This is a genomic window from Isoptericola haloaureus (assembly GCF_036689775.1).
In the GTDB taxonomy this organism is placed as follows: domain Bacteria; phylum Actinomycetota; class Actinomycetes; order Actinomycetales; family Cellulomonadaceae; genus Isoptericola; species Isoptericola haloaureus.
Genome location: NZ_JBAGLP010000118.1, coordinates 309,817 through 328,617 on the forward strand (window position 1 = coordinate 309,817; position 18,801 = coordinate 328,617).

Sequence of the window (18,801 nt, forward strand, 5' to 3'; positions counted from 1 at the left end):
CCAGCAGCTGCGCTGCGCCAGACGCCCAGCGCCCAGCGCCCAGCGCCGCTTCAGTGCGGCACAGAGCGGCCGGTTCGGCACACCTGAGTACCGAACCGGCCGCTCTCTGCCGGTGCGACGTCGCGGCAGTCCGTCTAGGTCAGCGGCGGTGGCAGCAGCGGGTCGACGCGGCAGGACCGGAGCACTTCCGCCGGGAAGCGGTCCGCGATCCGCTGCAGCACGCCGGGCTCGCCCGGCCGCGGGCGGGCGTCCGCAGCCCGCACCCGCACGGGGACCACACCGGCGTCCAGCAGCGCTTCGGCACGGTCCTTCTCCCGAAGCAGTTCCGTCGCCCCGTCGTGCCCGGGTCCCAGGGCGCCGTCGACGTACTTGACCCGGCCGTCGAACTCGGCGTAGACGCCGTGCTCCGGCCATCCCAGGTCACAGTGGTACAGCCCGCGACGAGTCCTCACGGGCGCCTGGGTCACCGGCCGTGGCAGCCCCGCCCGCAGGCAGACGTACCGGAGCCAGCTCTCCCAGGCGGAGTCCGCGCCGGCGTCGGCATGCTCGAGCACCCATGCCGCCCGCCGCCGTCCGTTGCGGCGGGCCACGCGGGCGAGCACGTCGGCCGCCGCGACGGGGTCCAGCGCGGGCGACAGGCGGAGCGCCGAGTCCGCGACGACGAGAGCCTCCATCGGGTGCAGTGTCAGCGCGCAGTCGACGACCGTCCGGGCGAGCGTCGTCACCGGCAGGCCGTCCACCTTCGAACGCTGCGAGGACGGCACGTCGCCGACGTGCCGTCGCAGGTCGCCGGCCGAGCGACTCGACGGCCTGTACCGCTGCCACAGGTGGGTGTGCGCGGGGGTCGTCCACAACGTGCAGCCCCACAGCAGGGCCGCCGTCGTGTGGCCGAAGACGTGGTCGGCCCGCAACTGGCGGTGCACGGCCAGGACGAGATCCCGCGCTCGCTGCCGGGCAGCCTCGAACGTGTCGTCCTCGCTCGACTCTCGCCGCCCGAGATAGGCACCGCTACGGATCCGCTCGACCCGCCCGGCGGCGACCGCCCGATGGAGTTTCTTCCGGTCGGTCTCGCGTGCCAGCACCAGCTGTCCGGGGATCACCATGTCCACGATCCTGTCGCCGGTGGCCGGCTCATGGCGACGCCGACGGCCGTCGGCGGTGGACAACGGCGGCCGTACACGGCCTGGGGACGAACCGTCAGCCGATCAGGTCGGCACGTCGCGGCCGGTTCGGCAAGAGTGCATGCCGAACCGGCCGCTCTCTGCCGAACCGGCAGGTGACGGCGCGGACAGAAGAGCGGGCGGCGGTACGGTCAGGCGCAGAACGCGCGCTCAGCGCTCCGGCGGCGGCGCGTACGGGTCGTCGGGGTCCGAGGACGGCGGCGGAGCCGTCGGCGTGGAGGTCGACGACGGCGGCTCCGCGCCCTGCGGCGGCACCGCGGGCGGCCGCTCGTCGGGGCCCGGCTGCGGCTGCGAGGGCCCCTCGCCGCCCGCGACGGCCGACGTCGACGATCGCGACCCGCCCGGGGTCGTGGCCGGACCCGGTTCCCCGCCGGGCCGCATCGCGCCGTAGCGCGGGGCGCCGTCGGGCATCGTCCATCGCGGGTCCGGGGCCGACGGGGCCGCGGGCTCGGCCGGCCGCTCCCGGCGCCGGGGCTTGCCCAGCCCGCCCGGTGCGTTCTGCAGCATGGTCCGCGCCTCGGCCGCGTGCTCGGTGGCGCACAGCAGGGCGTACGTGGACGCCACGATCTGCGACTGCGACGTGAAGTCCCGCCGCCCGCCGGTGAAGGCGTAGGAGAGCACCGAGAACATCAGCCCGAACCCGGCGCCGAGCGCCAGCGCGACGAGCAGCACGCTGGTCTCGCCCGCGGCGAAGAACATCAGGAGCAGGCCCACGAAGAATCCGAACCATGCGCCGGACAGGGCGCCGGCCAGCGCCACCCGGCCGTACGTCAGCCGTCCGGTGACGCGCTCGACCATCCGCAGGTCGGTGCCCACGATGGTGACGTGCTGGACGGGGAACTTCTCGTCCGAGAGGTAGTCGACGGCCTTCTGCGCCTCGAGGTACGAGTCGTAGGCGGCGACCTCGTCCCCCTGAGGCGGCGTGGGGACCCGAGGCAGGGGATTCGAACGGCTCATGCTCATTCGCCCAGTATTTCGCACCCGGAGGCCAGGGGCCACACCGTCGGCTCCCCGATGCCCGCGCGGCCCCGTGGGGACGGTTCGACCCCTGGCCGCGGACACCTAGGATCGTCCCATGAGCACCACCGATCTCGAGGCCCGCGTCCGCGACGCCCTGTCCGGGGTCGTCGACCCGGAGATCCGCCGCCCCCTGACCGAGCTGGACATGATCCGCTCGATCGAGGTCGAGGCCGCGCAGGACCCCGCGGACGGCGCCCACGTCACCGTGGGGGTGGACCTCACGATCGCCGGGTGCCCGATGAAGAACACGCTCGTCACCGACGTGACGGCGGCGACCCGCGCGGTCGAGGGCGTCGGCCGGGTCGACGTCGACCTGGGCGTCATGACCCCCGAGCAGCGCCAGTCCCTGCGCTCGCGCCTGCGGGGCGGCAGCGGGGACCCGAGCATCCCGTTCGCGCAGCCGGACAGCCTGACGAAGGTCTACGCGGTGGCCTCGGGCAAGGGCGGCGTCGGCAAGTCGAGCGTCACGGCCAACCTCGCCGCGGCGATGGCGGCCGACGGGCTCACCGTCGGGGTCGTCGACGCCGACATCTACGGCTTCTCCATCCCCCGCATGCTCGGCGTCGACCGCCAGCCCACCCGGGTCGACTCGATGCTGCTGCCGCCCATCGCGCACGGCGTCAAGGTGGTCTCGATCGGCATGTTCGTGCCCCAGGGCCAACCGGTCGTGTGGCGCGGGCCCATGCTGCACCGCGCGCTCGAGCAGTTCCTCTCCGACGTGTTCTGGGGCGACCTGGACGTGCTGCTGCTCGACCTGCCGCCCGGCACCGGCGACATCGCCATCTCGGTCGCCCAGCTCCTGCCCGGCAGCGAGATCCTCGTGGTCACGACCCCCCAGACGGCCGCCGCCGAGGTGGCCGAGCGCGCCGGGTCGGTAGCCACCCAGACCTCGCAGGGCGTGATCGGCGTCGTCGAGAACATGTCGTGGCTGGAGCAGCCCGACGGCACGCGCCTCGAGGTCTTCGGCGCCGGCGGCGGGAGCACCGTCGCGCAGCGGCTCAGCACCGTCGTCGGGCACGACGTCCCGCTGCTCGGCCAGGTGCCGCTCGACGTGGCGGTGCGCGAGGGCGGCGACGAGGGCACCCCGGTCGTGCTCAGCGACCCGGAGGCTCCCGGGGCCCGCGTGCTGCGCGACGTCGCCCGGCAGCTCGCCGGGCGGGAGCGCGGGCTGGCCGGCCGCCGGCTCGGGGTCACCCCGGTCGGCTGAGTCTCCGACCACCCCGGCGGGTAGTCCGCCGGTCGTGGGGTGTCCGCTCCGCGGACCGGTGGCCGGACGTCTCGCCGGGACCGCGTGGCGGTCCTCCATACTGGGGGCCATGACGTCTCCCGAGTGGCTCGAGTCCTGGTCCGCCGACGACGGCGCCGCACGCGTCCGCACCCTGTTCCGCGAGGTCTTCGGCAGCGACGCCGACCTCGACGGGGTCTGGTCCGCGCCGGGCCGCGTGAACCTGATCGGCGAGCACACCGACTACAACGCCGGCCTGGCCCTGCCGGTGGCTCTCCCCCACCGCACCTACGTGGCGCTGCGGGGCCGCCCGGACGACGTCGTGCGGCTCTCGTCCGCGCAGGCGCCGGGCGAGACCTGGGAGACCCGGCTGGCCGACGTCGCCCCCGGCGACACCAAGGGCTGGGGCGCCTACGTGGCCGGCGTGGCCTGGGCGCTGCGCGCCGCGGGGCACGACGTCGGAGGCTTCGACGCCGTCGTGGACTCCTGCGTCCCGTTCGGTGCCGGCCTGTCGTCCTCCGCGGCGCTCGAGTGCGCCGTCGCGGTGGCGCTCGACGCCGTGCACGGGCTCGGTCTCGCGGCCGACGACGCCGGTCGCGCCGACCTGGCCGCGGCGTGCGTGCGTGCCGAGAACGAGATCGCCGGGGCACCGACCGGCGGCATGGACCAGGCGGCGTCGCTGCGCTGCTCGGCCGGCCATGCGCTCCTGCTCGACTGCCGCCCGGGCCTGTCCGCGCTGGAGTCGGCCGACGCCGTGCCGTTCGACCTCGCCGGGGCCGGCCTGACCCTGCTCGTGGTCGACACCCGTGCCGAGCACGCCCTGGTCGACGGCCAGTACGCCGCGCGCCGCGCGTCCTGCGAGCGCGCCGCCGACACGCTCGGCGTCGGCTCGCTCCGGGAGATCTCCCCGGGCGATCTCGAGGAGGCCCTGACCCGGCTCGCGGCGGCCGACGACGGCGAGGTGCTGCGGCGGCGGGTGCGCCACGTGGTCACCGAGATCGCCCGCACCGAGGACTTCGCGGCTCTCGTGCGCGACGGACGCGTCGACGAGGTCGGGCCGCTGATGAACGCCTCGCACGTCTCGCTGCGCGACGACTACGAGGTCTCGGCCCGCGAGCTGGACCTCGTCGTCGACACGGCGCTCGCCGCCGGCGCGCTCGGGGCCCGGATGACGGGTGGTGGCTTCGGCGGCTCGGCGATCGCGCTGGTGCGTGCCGACCAGGTCGACGCCGTGGCCGCCGCCGTGCACGAGGCGTTCGCCGCTGCCGGTCTCACGGCTCCCGGTTTCCTGCTCGCGCCGCCGTCGTCCCCGGCGCACTGAGCACGCCCGGGGCGGCGGTCGGACCGCCTCGGCCGGACCGCGGCGGCCGAACCCGGCGGGAGGGACCGGCGCGTCAGGCCGGGGAGTCCTCCGCCGGCGACGGGCCCAGGTCGTCGGACGCCGGTGCCGCTCCCATGGAGGGCTCGCCGTCGGGCCGACCGCTGCGCAGCTGCTGCAGCGCGTCCTCGAAGAACTCCCCCACCTCGCGCCAGCGCACGGTGGCGTTGGCGAGATGCTCCTCGAGCCGGTCGATCTCGGCGTGCTGGGCCTCCTGCAGGCGCCGCTCGGCCAGCTCTCGACGCACCTCGGCCAGGCGGGCCTCCGCCTCGGCCACGACGCGGGCCAGCTCCTGCTCCAGCGCGGCGATGTCCTCGCTGCGCTCCGTCGAGGACCGGTCGGGCCGGTCGTGCGGCGCGGTCACAGGACGGCGGTCAGGGCGATGAGCGCCATCGGGACGCCGACGAACACACCGAGCACCCAACCGGCCGCCCACAGCTTGTTGGTGGCGGCGACGTCGCCCAGCCAGACGGCCCCGCGCAGCGGCACCTGACGCAGGAGCGGCAGACCGAAGATCACCAGCGCGGCGAAGACGTTGAACAGCACGTGCACGAACGCGGCCTGCAGGGCGAGCTCGCCCTCGGCGCCGGTGAAGGCGAAGGCGGCGATGAGCGCGGTGATCGTGGTGCCGATGTTGGCGCCGACGGTGAAGGGGTAGACCTGCTTGAGTGAGAACGTCCCCGAACCGGCCAGCGGGATCATCAGGCTGGTCGTCGTCGACGAGGACTGGACCATCATCGTCACCGCCGCGCCGCTGGCGACGCCGCTGAGCGGCCCTCGACCCACGGACGCGTGCAGCAGCTCGGCCGCCTTGCCGACCATCAGCACCTTGAGCAGGCGTCCGAGCCAGTTGATGACGCCGAGGATCAGGCCGATGCCGAGGACGATCATGAGCACGCCGTGCCACGGGTCGGGCAGGAACGAGGTCCCGGCCTCGAGCAGGTTCGCCAGCGGCTCGGTGACCGTGTCCACGGCGGTGCCGACCGCGGAGAAGGCCGTCGCGACGAACCCGCCGTCACCGCCCGAGGTGGAGGCGGCGAGCCAGGAGGAGGCACGCTGCAGCAGGCCGAACGCCATCTCGAGCGGGAGGAAGATCGCGACGGCGAGCAGGTTGAAGAAGTCGTGCACGGTCGCCGCGGAGAAGGCCCGCCGGAAGCTGTCCCGGTCGCGTGCCATGCCCAGGCTGACCAGTGTGTTGGTCAGCGTGGTGCCGATGTTCGCGCCCATGAGCATCGGGATCGCGATCGCGATCGGCAGCCCGCCGGCGACCAGGCCGACGGTGACCGAGGTCGTGGTCGAGCTCGACTGGGTGGCGGCGGTGAACAGCACACCGACCATGAGGGCCACGAACGGGTTCGACGCGAACGCGAAGAGGTCCTCGGCCGCGCTGCCCGTCGACGCCTTGAACCCGGAGCCGATGAGCTCCACGGCCGTGATGAGCACGTAGACCCCGGCGACGACGCCGAGCCAGTTCGCGGTGCGCAGCGGCCGGCCGGTCAGCCCGAACCGTTCGAAAGGACTGCGCAGACGCTTCGGCTCGACCTGCGCGTCGTTCGCGGCGGTCACGGACGTCTGGGGGACGACGTCGGTCATGTAGCGGCTCCCGTCAGGGTGGAGGCGGCTCCCCGCGGAGCCGCCTCACGTCATGGCACTCCTGAGAGAACCAGTCGTGGATGACGCCATCCCAGCCGTCAGGTAAACAGAAGATGAACACGCACGGTTTCGTGCATCACACGTTCACCTGACGCTCCTCAGCCGAGGTCGTAGGTCGCCACCACCGGGGCGTGGTCGCTCCACCGCGCGTCGTAGGACGGCGCCCGGTCCACCTGCACCTTCACGGCCCGGTCCGCGAGCAGCGGGTCGGCGAGCTGGTAGTCGATCCGCCAGCCCCGGTCGTTGTCGAACGCCTGTCCCCGCCAGGTCCACCAGGTGTACGGCCCCGGCCCCTCGCCGCCGTGGGCGCGTCCGAGGTCCGTCCAGCCCGCCTCGAACCAGCGGTCGAGGTACGCCCGTTCGTCCGGCAGGAACCCCGAGCTCTTCAGGTTGCCCTTCCAGTTCGCGATGTCGACCTCGCGGTGGGCGATGTTCACGTCGCCCGCCACCAGGACCGGGCCCGGCCCGGCCGCGAGCGCCTCCAGCCGCCGGGAGACCTTGTCGAGATGGGCGTACTTGGCGGCCATCGTGTGCTCCTGGCCGGGCTTGGCGGACCCCGAGTGGAGGTAGGCCGAGACGACCGTGAGGCGGCCCCCGTCACCGAGCTCGAGGTCGGCCTCGAGCCAGCGTCCGCTGTCGACGTCGGGTTCGGACGCGTCGTCCGCCTCGACGCCGTCGCGCACCGCGGCGAGGGGCAGCCGCGAGACCACCGCGACGCCCGCCCGTCCCTTGAGCCGGCTCGGCACGTGCGCGACGTGGCGGTCGGCGAAGTGGGCCCGGACCAGCTCGTCGGGAGCGCGCACCTCCTGCAGGAGCAGGACGTCCGGATCCCACCGGGCGATCCAGTCGTCGATGCCGCGACGGACGGCGGCTCGGATCCCGTTGACGTTAGCGGTGGCGACAGTCAGCACGCGCGCCATCCCACCACACGTCGCCGACGCCGTCAGCGACGTGCCTCACTCACCGCGGTGAGCGGCCTCCAGCGTCGCGACGTCGATCTTGCCCATCTGCAGCATGGCCTGCACGGTGCGCTGGTTCGCCGCCGTGGTGTAGTCGCCGCACAGCTCCTCGAGCTGCCGGGGGATGACCTGCCAGCTCACCCCGAAGCGGTCCGTGCACCAGCCGCACGGCCCGGGCTTGCCGCCGTCGGCGGTCAGGAGGTCCCAGTAGTGGTCGACCTCCGCCTGGTCGTCGCAGCGCAGGTAGAGGCTGAACGCCTCGTCGAGCTGCAGCGCGGGTCCGGCGTTGAGCCCGACGACCTCGAGCCCGCAGACGGTGAACTCGACGATGAACGGAGCGCCCGCCGTCGCTCCCGGGATGCCCTCCGAGGCCGTCAGCACGCGGCCCACGCTGGAACCGGGGATGTGGTCGGCGTAGAACGCCGCGGCTTCGAGCGCCCGGTCGTTCCCGAACCACAGGTGCGGTCGCACGGTGATCATGTCGTCCCTCCTCGATGCACGGCCCCGCGGGTCGGGGCATGCAGGGGGGACGACGACGCCGCACGGAACTCATCGCACCGGCCGGGGACCGGCTCGGCGGCGGGTGACGCCGTGCGGTGGGGTGGCGACCGCCACCCCACCGCGCCCGACCGGGCCAGCGCTCAGCCCGCGAGCCGCTCGGCGGTGTCGACGACGTTCGCCAGGAGCATCGCCCGGGTCATCGGGCCCACCCCCCCGGGGTTCGGCGAGTACCAGGCCGCCTGCTCGCGGGCCTCGGGCGCGATGTCGCCCACCACCCGGGACTTGCCGGTCTCGGGGTCGGTGCGCCGCGACACGCCGACGTCGATGAGCACCGCGCCCGGCTTGACCATGTCGGCGGTGACGATGCCCTCGACCCCCGCCGCCGCGATCACGACGTCGGCCCGGCACACCAGGTCCGGCAGATCACGGGTGCCGGTGTGCGTCAGCGTCACGGTGGCGTTGACGGACTTGCGGGTCAGCAGCAGCCCGATCGGGCGGCCCACCGTCACGCCGCGGCCGAGGACCACGACCTCCTTGCCCGCCCAGTCGACGCCGTGCCGCTCCACCAGCTCGACGATGCCGCGCGGCGTGCACGGCAGCGGGGAGGTGATGTCCCCGCTCACGCGCAGCACGAGGCGCCCCAGGTTCGTCGGGTGCAGCCCGTCGGCGTCCTTGGCCGGGTCGACGAGCTCGAGGACGCGGTTCGTGTCGATCCCCGGCGGGAGCGGGAGCTGGACGATGAAGCCGGTGCAGGCCGGGTCGTCGTTGAGGCGCGCGACGGCGGCCTCGATGTCGGCCTGCGTGGCGTCGGCCGGCAGGTCCTCGCGGAGGGACTCGATGCCGACCTCGGCGCAGTCGCGGTGCTTGCCGGCGACGTACCACTGGGAGCCGGGGTCGTCGCCCACGAGCAGCGTGCCCAGCCCGGGGGTGATCCCCTGCTCGCGCAGCGCGGCGACCCGCCCGCGGAGCTCGTCCTTGATCGCGGCGGCGGTGGCCTTGCCGTCCAGCTTCTGTGCGGTCACTGGGACAGCCCCGGGTAGAGCGGGAAGTCCGCGGTGAGCTGCGCGACGCGGGCCTTGAGCGCCTCGGCGTCGGCCGCGGTGCCCTCGCGCAGGGCGGCGGCGATGATGTCGGCCACCTCGGTGAACTCCGCGTCGCCGAACCCGCGGGTCGCCAGCGCCGGGGTACCGATCCGCAGACCCGAGGTCACGCGCGGCGGGCGCGGGTCGAACGGGACCGCGTTGCGGTTCACCGTGATGCCGACCGAGTGCAGGAGATCCTCGGCCTGCTGGCCGTCCATCGCGGAGTTCCGCAGGTCCACGAGCACCAGGTGGACGTCGGTGCCGCCGGTGAGCACCGACACCCCCGTCTCGGCGACGTCGGCCTGGGCGAGACGGTCGGCGATGATCCGCGCGCCGCGGCGCGTGCGCTCCTGACGCTCGACGAACGCGTCGGTGCCCGCGATCTTGAATGCCACCGCCTTGCCGGCGATGACGTGCATGAGCGGGCCGCCCTGCTGGCCGGGGAACACCGCGGAGTTGAGCTTCTTGGCGTGCTCGTCCGAGGAGAGGATGAAACCGGACCGCGGGCCGCCGATCGTCTTGTGCACCGTCGAGGAGACGACGTCGGCGTGCGGCACCGGGGACGGGTGCAGACCCGCGGCCACGAGGCCGGCGAAGTGGGCCATGTCGACCCAGAGCTTGGCGCCGACCTCGTCGGCGATCTCGCGGAAGGCCGCGAAGTCGAGCTCGCGGGGGTACGCCGACCAGCCGGCGATGATGACGTCGGGGCGGTGCTCCAGCGCCCGCTTGCGCACCTCGTCCATCTCGATCCGGTAGGTCTGCGGGTCGACGCCGTAGCCGGCGACGTCGTAGAGCTTGCCGGAGAAGTTGATCTTCATGCCGTGGGTCAGGTGGCCGCCGTGCGCCAGCTCGAGCCCCATGATCTTGTCGCCGGGCTTGATGAGCGCGTGCAGGACGGCGGCGTTCGCCTGGGCGCCGGAGTGCGGCTGGACGTTGACGTACTCGGCGCCGAACAGCGCCTTGGCCCGCTCGATCGCGAGGTTCTCCGCGATGTCGACCTGCTCGCACCCGCCGTAGTAGCGGCGACCGGGGTAGCCCTCGGCGTACTTGTTCGTCAGCACCGAGCCCTGTGCCTGCAGCACGGCGCGGGGGACGAAGTTCTCCGACGCGATCATCTCGAGGGTGTCGCGCTGCCGGGCCAGCTCGCCGTCGAGGACGGCGGCGATCTCCGGGTCGACCTCGGCGAGAGGGGCGTCGAACGTGGGGTCGGGAGTGCTCATGGGGGCGTCTCCTGCTGTGTCGGCGGTTCCACGGTTGTCGTTACCGACCGGGCCCAGGCGACCGACCCGTCGTCAGCACAGCATGTCGCTCCCCGGTGGTGATCCACCTGCACGCCAGTCACGACGCCACCGATCCTAGCAGCGTCACCACAGCCGGTCTCCGGGGCGGGACGACGCCGACGGGGCGGGGACGCACGACGGCTCCCCGCCCCGCGGCCCGGTTCAGCGCCAGGCGTCGTGGAGCACGAGCGTGCCGTCCGAGCCCACCGTCGCGGTGCGGTTCGGGCCGCTCTCCCACACGACGTTCCCGGCGTCGTCGACCTTCACGTACTTGTACTCGAAGGACGTCCCGGCAGGCAGCTCCACCGCTCCCGTCCACGTCGGGTAGGTACTGGCGTCGAGCGCCGGCGCGTCGCGCGGCAGCCACGAGCCGAGCTCGGGCAGCGAGCCCACCAGGTGCACGGTCTGCCCCCACGTCGTGGTGGCGTCCACCGAGACCTCGACGTCACCGGCCTCGGGCTCGGGCTCGGGCTCGGGCTCGGAGCACGGGTCGCCGGCTGTGACCTCGCCGCCGGAGACGACGACGTCGGTCCCGGTCAGCGTGTAGTCCTGCCCCCCGTTGTTGTCCCAGGCACCCGCGCCGTCGGTGAAGGCGGCCGTGATCGTGGCCCCGTCGGCCGCGATCTCCCGAGAGACCCAGCCGTCGCAGGCTGCCGCCATCGGTTCGCCCGGGACGTCCGTCCAGGACCCGGTCCCCACGCGGTAGTGGATGCGGTGCGCCGACCAGCCCGCGTCGGTCGCGTAGTGGACCGTGGTGTTCTCGCCCGACGGCGGCTCGGTCGGCTCACCGGCCAGCAGCGCGAGGGCGCCGTAGGCCGGCACCGTCGCGGAGAAGGTCCCGGAGGCCGAGACCTCGTAGGTGACCGCGCAGTCGTCGGCGGCGACCACGTCGCAGTAGGTGCCCGCGGGCAGCGACGTCGAGTAGGTGCGCGTCACCGAGGATCCGGTGTTGTTGAGGGTCACGTAGCCCACCGAGCCCCGTCCGTAGGCGACGTGGTTGGTCCCGTCGTCCCACCAGTTCGTCACCGGGGTGCCGTCGACAGCGTTGTGGAAGCCCACCATGCCGCGGATCTCGGGCGCGGCGTGCGTGCAGGTCCAGGTGGACGAGCCGCAGTCGGCGTCGGGCACCGTCGTGTCGGTCGATCCGGGCACTCCTGCGTCCTTGTCGGAGAACGTGTAGCCCGAGTAGACGGTCGGCGAGCCGTACGGCCAGGACAGCATGAAGGTGTTCGCCAGCAGGTACTTGGCGCCCCACTGCGCGTTCATGGTCTCGCCGTTGCGCTCGGTGTCGTGGTTGTCGACGAACACCCCGGCGCGATCGGACGGCAGCTTGCCGTCGCCGATGTAGCGCAGCCCAGCGATGCTGCCGTCGAAGCTGCTCTTGAGCTCGCGGGCGTAGTCGAACTCGTGGGAGTCGCCGCTGCCCAGGTACTCCGAGGGCGTGATCGGCTCGCCGGCGGCTCCGATGACCTCGTGGATCCAGAACGCGTCCTGGTCCGAGAGCCGGGAGCGGATCGCCTCGAGGTCGGCCGCGGGCATGTGCTTGGCAGCGTCGATGCGGAAGCCGGCGACGCCGAGGTCGATCAGGTCGTTCAGGTAGGCGGCGAGCGTGTCGCGCACGGAGGACGACCCGGTGCGCAGATCCTGCAGGGAGAGCAGTCGGCAGTGCTGCACCTGGTAGCGGTCGCCGTAGTTGGTGATGCTGCTGCGGCAGTCGTTGAAGTCGGCCCCCGAGTAGATGCCGGGGAACGAGTCGACGCCGAACGCGCTGCCGGCGACCCCGGTCCCCGACCCCTGGTCGGCACCGGTGGTGTGGTTGATCACGGCGTCGGCGACGATCCCGACGCCGGCGTCCGCGCAGGTGTCCACCATGTGCGCGAACTCGGCGCGGGTGCCGAGCTTGGACTCGATCCGATAGCTGACCGGCTGGTACGAGGTCCACCACTCGGTGCCGCGCACGTGCTCCTGCGGTGGGGAGACCTGGACGTACCCGTAACCGGCGGGCCCGAGCGTCGAGGTGCACTCGTCCGCGATCGCGTCCCAGGTCCACTGGAACATCTGCACGATCACGCCGCCGCGTCCGTTCGGGGAGTCGACGACGGGGTCGGGGGTCGGTACGGCGGCGGTGGCCGGCGTCGCGGCCAGGAGTCCGCCGGTGGCGAGGAGGAGGGTGGCCAGTGCGGCCAACGGTCGGCGGTGCGCACGGCGCGGTGGGAGGTGTCGTTCTGCGAGCGGCATTGCTCTGCTCCTTCGTCGGGGTCGGCGAGGACCCGTACGTCGCCCGGCGGCGTTGCCGGGACGGTGCTGCGGCCTGTGGGCCGGATCGGGCGGGCACCGGGTAGGCGCGCCGTCCGCAACGCTACTGCAAGGTTGCAGCACACGTACAGAGGAGGGCGTCACGACGACGGAGCCCCCGCACCGTGCGGTGCGAGGGCTCCGTCGTCGAGCTGCGGTCCTGCCCGGTGGTGTCGCACCGGGACCGAGAGGTGACGCGGGCTCAGGGGACCGCCGTCGTCGCCACCGGCCAGCCGTCGTCCCAGCCGAGCCGCTGGATCGCGAGGCGGTGGGCGCCGGCGTTGTCGCCGTCGTAGAAGTGGTAACCGAGGTAGCCCTCCGAGAGGGACTGCCCGCCCGGGCCGATCAGGGAGTCGCGCGACCCGAGCACGAGCGTCCCGCCGCCGTCGGCCATGTCGACGCCGTCCGCGTCCACGAAGGGGCCGGTGACGTCGCGGGAGCGCCCCACGTGGATGGAGTACGTCGAGCTCACGCCGGAGCAGCACTTCCCCCACGAGACGAACAGGTAGTACCAGCCGTCCCGCTCGACGACGTACGGCGCCTCGATCGGGTTGTGCGTGACGCCGGGCCGGCTCGCCACCTGCACGGTGTCGGCGTCCTCCGCCGGCATCCCGGAGGGCCAGTCGAGGGGCAGCACATGGATGCCCTCCCAGAAGGAGCCGTAGAACAACCACGGCGTGCCGTCGGCGTCGGTGATGACCCCGGGGTCGATGGCGTTGTAGGGGTCGCCGGCCTGCGAGCGCCAGACCGCGCCCTGGTGGGTCCAGCCGTAGTCCGGGTCCTCCGGGTCCAGCGTGGACCCGGTGGCCAGCCCGATGGCCGACGTGTTCGAGCCGAACGTGGACGCCGAGTAGTACAGGTACCAGGTGCCGTCGTGCTCGACGAGCTCCGGCGCCCAGAAGTGCTCGACACCGTCGATCGAGTCGCGGACCCACTGCGGGTCCTCGTCGGTCGACCAGGCCGTCCCGGCGGCCTCCCAGGTGGTCCCGCCGTCGTCGGACCGGTGCACCAGCGGGGCGCCCCGGGACTTGCCCGGGGCGCCGGTGGAGTAGACGAACCAGGGCTCGCCCTCGTCCCCGACGACGAGCGCCGGGTCGTGGGTGGCCAGGTCGCCGTCGAGGGCCAGCGGCTCGGGCTCGCTCGCCGTCTGCCAGGGCCGGAGCGCGGCGAGCGCGACCCCGGCGCCGATCACGACGACGGCGACGAGGCCGACGACGGCGCGCCAGCGGCTCACGCCGCGGGCCCGAGCCTGACGATGCTCCACGACACCGGCGGCAGGACGGCGCCGAGCCGACCGTCGGCGACCTGCGCGGTCGCGTTGGACCGGGGTGCGACCGACGAGTCGTCGTCGGCGGTGGCCGACCAGGTGTGGTCGGGGTTGGACAGGGTGAGCGCCTCGACGACCCGCAACCCCTCGAAGCCGCGCAGGTCGACGTCGAGCGTGACCTCGTCGGTGACCGACCGGTTCGTCGCCAGCACCACGACCTCCCCGGTCCCGGCGTCATGGGTGGCCACGGCGTCGAGCACGGGGACCTCGCCGAAGCGGGCCGTGTCGGTCGTCGGCGCGTCGATCGCCAGACGCAGCACCTCGCCCGCCGCGTGCCGGGAGGTCAGGGCGAACGGGTGGAAGATCGTCTGCTTCCAGCTCCGGCCGCCCGGCTCGGTCATGATCGGCGCGATGACGTTGACGAGCTGGGCCTGCGAGGCCGCGTGCACGCGGTCGGTGTGCCGCAGCAGGCTGATGAGCAGGTTGCCCACCACGACGGCGTCGGCCACGTTGTACCGGTCCTCGAGGAGCACGGGCGCGACCGGCCAGTCGTCGCCCGACGGCGGACGGGACTCGGCGCGCTTCTGGTACCAGACGTTCCACTCGTCGAACGAGATGTGGATCCGCTTGGTGTGCTTGCCAGCCGCCCGCACGGCGTCGGCCGTGGCCGCGACGGAGTCGACGAAGTGGTCCATGTCGACGGCCGACGCGAGGAACGAGGCGAGGTCGCCGTCCTCCTCGTAGTAGTAGGCGTGCGCCGAGACGTGGTCGACGTGCTCGTACGCCTCGGTGAGCACCGTGTGCTCCCAGGCGCCGAAGGTGGGCATGCCAGAGTTGGACGACCCGCACACGACCAGCTCGAGGTCCGGGTCGATCATGCGCATGGCCCGCGCGGTCTCGGCGGCGAGGCGGCCGTACTCGGCGGCGGTCTTGGCGCCGATCTGCCACGGCCCGTCCATCTCGTTGCCGAGGCACCACATCGACACGCGGTACGGCTCCTCGGCCCCGTTCGCCCGACGGAGATCGCTCCAGGCGGTGCCGCCGGGGACGTTGCAGTACTCGAGCAGGTCGAGCGCCTCCTGCACGCCGCGCGTACCGAGGTTGACGGCCATCATGGGCTCGACGCCGGTGCGCTCGGCCCAGCGCATGAACTCGTCGACCCCGACCAGGTTGGGGTCGGTGGAGTGCCAGGCCAGGTCGAGACGGCGCGGGCGGTCCTCGACCGGGCCGATGCCGTCCTCCCAGCGGTAGCCGGAGACGAAGTTGCCGCCCGGGTACCGGACGGTCGAGACGCCCAGCTCTCGGGTGAGCTCGACGACGTCGCCGCGGAACCCGTCGGCGTCGGCGGTCGGGTGCTCGGGGTCGTGGATCCCGGTGTAGACGGAACGGCCCAGGTGCTCGACGAACGAACCGAACGTGCGACGACGCACGGGTCCGACGACGAAGGCCGGGTCGACGGTGACGGATGCGGACAGCATGATTCCTCCCCCGCGGTGGGGACGACGATGGGTCCGGTGGGCACCGCGGGAGCGGTGCCCACCGGGGCGTGGGGTCGGGTCGACTACTTGATCGACCCGAGGGAGAGCCCGCCCTGCCAGTACTTCTGCAGGCCGAGGAACGCGGCGATCAGCGGGATGATCGACACCAGCGCACCGGTGACGATGAGGTTCCACACCTGCTCGCCGCCGGCACCGGCGTTCGACAGGGCCTGCCACTGGTTCAGGCCGACCGTCACCGGCAGCAGGTCGGTGTCGCGCAGCACGGCCAGCGGGAGGAAGAAGTTGTTCCAGCTGAACACCGTCGCGAGCAGCAGCACCGTCACCATGGCGGGACGCAGCAGCGGCAACGACACCCGGAAGAAGAGCCGCAGCTCCCCGGCGCCGTCCACGCGGCCCGCGTCGAGCATCTCGTCCGGGATCGCGTCCTGGGAATAGACGCGGATCAGGTAGACGCCGATCGGGCTGAGCAGGGAGGGCAGGATGACCGCCCACATGGTGTTGATCAGGCCGATGTCGCTGAGCAGCACGAACGTGGGGATCGTCAGCGCCGTCAGCGGCACCATGACGGACCCGAGCAGCACGGTGAAGTAGGCACCACGCCCCCGGAACCGGTACTTGGCCAGGCCGTACCCGGCGAAGACCGCCAGCACGGTGGCGCCGACCCCGCCGGCGAAGGCGTAGACGAACGAGTTGCGCAGCCAGATCCAGTAGATCCCGCCCTGGTGCTCGAAGAGCCCGCGGATGTTCTCGACGAGGTTGAACTCGTCGTTGAACCACAGCGCCCCGCCGGACCCGACGAACAGCCCGCTGTTGGACTTGGTCGAGCCGACGATGAGGAACCACAGCGGGATGACGAAGTACAGCGCCATGATCAGCAGGAACGCGTGCGAACCGATCCGCCGGCTGTTCTTGGAGCTCGCGCGCCGGGTACGACGCGACGGGGCCTGGGTCGTCTCGAGGTCCGTAGTCATGACTTCAGTCCGCTCTGCTTGCGGGTCAGGTACAGGAAGAGGTACGACCCGATGAACACGAAGATGCCCAGTGCGAAGGCGATCGTGGACGCGTAGTTGAACTGGCTGTACGAGAACGCCAGCGAGTACGCGTACATGTTCGGCGTGTAGTCCGGCGGGATCGCGCCCTGCGCGACCGAGCGCAGCACCGTGGGCTCGGTGAAGAACTGCAGCGTGCCGATCAACGAGAAGATCACGACCATGACCATCGACGACGACACCATCGGCACCTTGATGCGCAGCGCGATCTGGGCGCCGTTCGCGCCGTCGATGCGGGCGGCCTCGTAGACCGAGGGGTCGATGGTCCGCAGGGCGGCGTAGATGATGATCATGTAGTAGCCGACCCACTGCCACGTCACGATGTTCACCAGCGAGGTGAAGATCATCGACGAGCTGAGGAAGTCGGGCGCCGTGAGGCCGAAGAGCCCGAAGAGGTCCTGGGCGGGCCCGAAGCGCGGGCTGTAGAGGAAGCCCCACATCAGGGCGCCGATGACCGCCGGGACGGCGTACGGCACGAAGATGAGCAGCCGCGAGGCCTTGCTGAGCTGCGTGGCGAGCGTGTCGAGCACCAGCGCGCACAGCAGCGCGACGCCGATCTGGATCGGGACCATCACGGCCACGAACCGTGCCACCAGCAGCAGCCCGTCGAGGAAGATCGGGTCGGTGAAGGCGCGGACGTAGTTGTCGATCCCGACGAAGACCGACTCACCGCCGGTGGCGATCCCCTTGTTGTGCAGGCTCATCCAGAACGCGTAGGAGAGCGGCACGATGAGGAACAGCACGAAGACGATGGTGAACGGGGTGGTGAAGATCCATCCCCACCACTGCCGCTTGCTGTCGATGGTGCTGGTGGACGAGCTCCTGCGGAGCTTGCCGCCGCGTGCACCCGCAGCCGCGGGTCCGGCAGTCTGGTCGACTGCCGTCGACGACGTTGTCATGGTTTCTCCCTGCGCGATCCTGCGTGAGAGGGAGGGCCGCCGGCCCGGTCGCCCGGACCGGCGGCCCTGCCATCACTTGACGGTGAAGCCCTGCTGCTGGGCGTAGGTCACCAGGGCGTCCTGGATGGTCTGCAGCGCGCCGGCGGCGTCGCCGCCGGACTCGACCATGTCGTACAGCGCCTGCGTCTGCTGGTCGTAGGCGTAGACCTGGAACGGGCTGAAGGAGAAGCCCTCGTAGCCGTTCGCGGCCTCGATGAAGACGTCCTTGTTGATCTGCTGCCCGCCGAAGAACTCGTACTCCTTCTCGACGAAGAAGTCCGACTCCAGCGCCTCGAGCCACTGCGGGAACAGCGCCGCCTCGTCGATGCCGAGCTCCCAGGCGTCCATCGTGCCGAACAGCTCGCTGGCGACGGTGTAGGACAGCTCGGGGTCGGCGGCCTGCTCGGTCACGGCGAAGGTCGAGCCGCCCCAGTTGACCTGGACCGGGTTCGCCGGGTCCCACTGCGGCAGCGGTGCCGCCTTCCACTCGGCGCCCGAGTCGGCGTCGGACAGACCCTGCAGGTAGCCCGGACCCCACGCGGCGGCGAGGTAGACGGCGTAGGTGCCGTCGACCAGGCTCGTGTTGTAGTCGGAGGTGAAGGCGTCGTCGGTGGCGACCAGGTCGGACTCGATGAGGTCGTTCCAGTAGGACAGGACCTCCTCGGCCTCCGGCGTGGCGATGTCGATGCCGATCTCGGCCGGGTTCGCGTTGTCGTACTCGAACGGCGACCAGCCGTTCTGGGCGAACAGCGCGTAGTTCAGCGCATTGCCGTTGGTCGGGTAGTTCGTGATGTAGCCGTCGTAGCCGGCGTCCCGCAGGTCCTGGGCCGCCTGGGCGAACTCGTCCCACGTGGTGGGGGGCTCGACGCCGTACTCGTCGAAGATGTCGGCGCGGTACAGCATGCCCATCGGGCCGCCGTCCACGGGGACGGCGTAGACCGAGTCGCCGTTGGAGACGTCCGACCAGGAACCGGTGGTGAACTGGCTCTCCAGCTCGCCGGCACCGTACTCCGACAGGTCGACCAGCGAGTCGAGGATCGTGTAGGTCGGCAGGATCTCGGACTCGAGCATGATGACGTCGGGCGCACCGCTGCCGGCCTCGATGGTCGTCGAGAACTTGTTGTACTCGTCGGCGCCCTGACCGGCGTTCGTCCAGCAGACCTGGACGTCGTCGTGGGTCTCGTTGAAGAGGTCCACGACCGACTCGAAGGCGGGGTACCAGGCCCAGACGCTCACCTGGGGAGCGTCGGCGTTCAGGATCTCGTTCGTGCAGGTCGCGTCCTCGCCGCCGGCGGCGGACCCTGCGTCGGTCTGGCCGTCCTCGGACCCGCCGGACGAGCAGGCGGTGAGGATCGCACCGGCCGCCACGGTGGCCGCGACGGCTGCTGCTCCACGTCGCTGTGAGATGCGCATTCGAAGTTCCTCCTTGATGTGCGCGGGGGCCGCCTTGGCCTCCGGCGAAAGGTCACCGACC

At 72.1% G+C, this 18,801-nt stretch carries 16 protein-coding genes and 1 riboswitch; of the genes, 2 read left to right on the top strand and 14 right to left on the bottom strand.

Annotation, left to right across the window (positions count from 1 at the left end; all coding sequences use genetic code 11):
* Positions 1-134 precede the first annotated feature (134 nt).
* Together V5O49_RS11600 and V5O49_RS11605 are read right to left on the bottom strand one after the other, a co-directional pair.
* Entirely contained in the window at positions 135-1,103 is a 969-nt protein-coding gene (locus V5O49_RS11600) for a hypothetical protein (RefSeq protein ID WP_332902373.1), read from the bottom strand.
* A gap of 228 nt (positions 1,104-1,331) precedes the next feature.
* Entirely contained in the window at positions 1,332-2,144 is an 813-nt protein-coding gene (locus V5O49_RS11605; protein ID WP_332902374.1) for a general stress protein, read from the bottom strand.
* Between the two features lie 112 nt (positions 2,145-2,256).
* Between V5O49_RS11605 and V5O49_RS11610 the strand changes: the two genes are divergently transcribed.
* Positions 2,257-3,408 carry an Mrp/NBP35 family ATP-binding protein gene (locus V5O49_RS11610; RefSeq protein ID WP_332902375.1) on the top strand — a complete coding sequence of 384 codons (1,152 nt, stop codon included), beginning with the start codon at positions 2,257-2,259 and terminating at the stop codon, positions 3,406-3,408.
* 109 nt (positions 3,409-3,517) lie between these two features.
* Entirely contained in the window at positions 3,518-4,747 is a 1,230-nt protein-coding gene (galK, locus tag V5O49_RS11615) for a galactokinase (RefSeq protein WP_332902376.1), read from the top strand.
* Between the two features lie 73 nt (positions 4,748-4,820).
* Here the strand turns inward: galK and V5O49_RS11620 are convergent, their stop codons facing one another.
* From V5O49_RS11620 to V5O49_RS11675, 12 genes are all read right to left on the bottom strand, one after another.
* Entirely contained in the window at positions 4,821-5,168 is a 348-nt protein-coding gene (locus V5O49_RS11620) for a hypothetical protein (protein ID WP_332902377.1), read from the bottom strand.
* Entirely contained in the window at positions 5,165-6,397 is a 1,233-nt protein-coding gene (locus V5O49_RS11625; protein ID WP_332902378.1) for a Na/Pi symporter, read from the bottom strand. Before V5O49_RS11625 ends, V5O49_RS11620 begins: the two co-directional genes overlap by 4 nt.
* A 158-nt stretch (positions 6,398-6,555) precedes the next feature.
* Positions 6,556-7,368 carry an exodeoxyribonuclease III gene (locus V5O49_RS11630; protein WP_332902379.1) on the bottom strand — a complete coding sequence of 271 codons (813 nt, stop codon included), beginning with the start codon at positions 7,366-7,368 and terminating at the stop codon, positions 6,556-6,558.
* A 45-nt stretch (positions 7,369-7,413) separates the two neighbouring features.
* Positions 7,414-7,896: a VOC family protein gene (locus tag V5O49_RS11635; RefSeq protein ID WP_332902380.1), complete on the bottom strand. Its 483-nt coding sequence runs from the start codon at positions 7,894-7,896 to the stop codon at positions 7,414-7,416.
* A 161-nt stretch (positions 7,897-8,057) separates the two neighbouring features.
* Positions 8,058-8,939 (bottom strand): bifunctional methylenetetrahydrofolate dehydrogenase/methenyltetrahydrofolate cyclohydrolase, encoded by an 882-nt coding sequence (locus tag V5O49_RS11640; protein ID WP_332902381.1) that lies wholly within the window; start codon positions 8,937-8,939, stop codon positions 8,058-8,060.
* Positions 8,936-10,219, bottom strand: a complete 1,284-nt coding sequence (gene glyA / locus V5O49_RS11645) for a serine hydroxymethyltransferase (RefSeq protein ID WP_332902382.1) — start codon at positions 10,217-10,219, stop codon at positions 8,936-8,938. Before glyA ends, V5O49_RS11640 begins: the two co-directional genes overlap by 4 nt.
* A 44-nt stretch (positions 10,220-10,263) precedes the next feature.
* A riboswitch (ZMP/ZTP riboswitch) is annotated at positions 10,264-10,351 on the bottom strand.
* Positions 10,352-10,441: 90 nt separating this feature from the next.
* Positions 10,442-12,466, bottom strand: a complete 2,025-nt coding sequence (locus V5O49_RS11650) for a carbohydrate-binding module family 20 domain-containing protein (protein ID WP_332902383.1) — start codon at positions 12,464-12,466, stop codon at positions 10,442-10,444.
* 310 nt (positions 12,467-12,776) lie between these two features.
* Entirely contained in the window at positions 12,777-13,808 is a 1,032-nt protein-coding gene (locus tag V5O49_RS11655) for an arabinan endo-1,5-alpha-L-arabinosidase (RefSeq protein WP_332902384.1), read from the bottom strand.
* On the bottom strand, positions 13,805-15,319 hold the full coding sequence (arfA, locus tag V5O49_RS11660; protein ID WP_332902385.1) for an arabinosylfuranosidase ArfA: 1,515 nt from the start codon (positions 15,317-15,319) through the stop codon (positions 13,805-13,807). The genes V5O49_RS11655 and arfA overlap by 4 nt, the downstream gene beginning before the upstream one ends.
* Positions 15,320-15,402: 83 nt before the next feature.
* Positions 15,403-16,311, bottom strand: coding sequence for a carbohydrate ABC transporter permease (locus V5O49_RS11665; RefSeq protein WP_278236661.1), 909 nt, complete (start codon positions 16,309-16,311; stop codon positions 15,403-15,405).
* Entirely contained in the window at positions 16,308-17,288 is a 981-nt protein-coding gene (locus tag V5O49_RS11670) for a carbohydrate ABC transporter permease (RefSeq protein ID WP_332902386.1), read from the bottom strand. The genes V5O49_RS11665 and V5O49_RS11670 overlap by 4 nt, the downstream gene beginning before the upstream one ends.
* A gap of 72 nt (positions 17,289-17,360) precedes the next feature.
* Positions 17,361-18,740, bottom strand: a complete 1,380-nt coding sequence (locus tag V5O49_RS11675) for an ABC transporter substrate-binding protein (protein ID WP_332902387.1) — start codon at positions 18,738-18,740, stop codon at positions 17,361-17,363.
* Between the last annotated feature and the right edge of the window lie 61 nt (positions 18,741-18,801).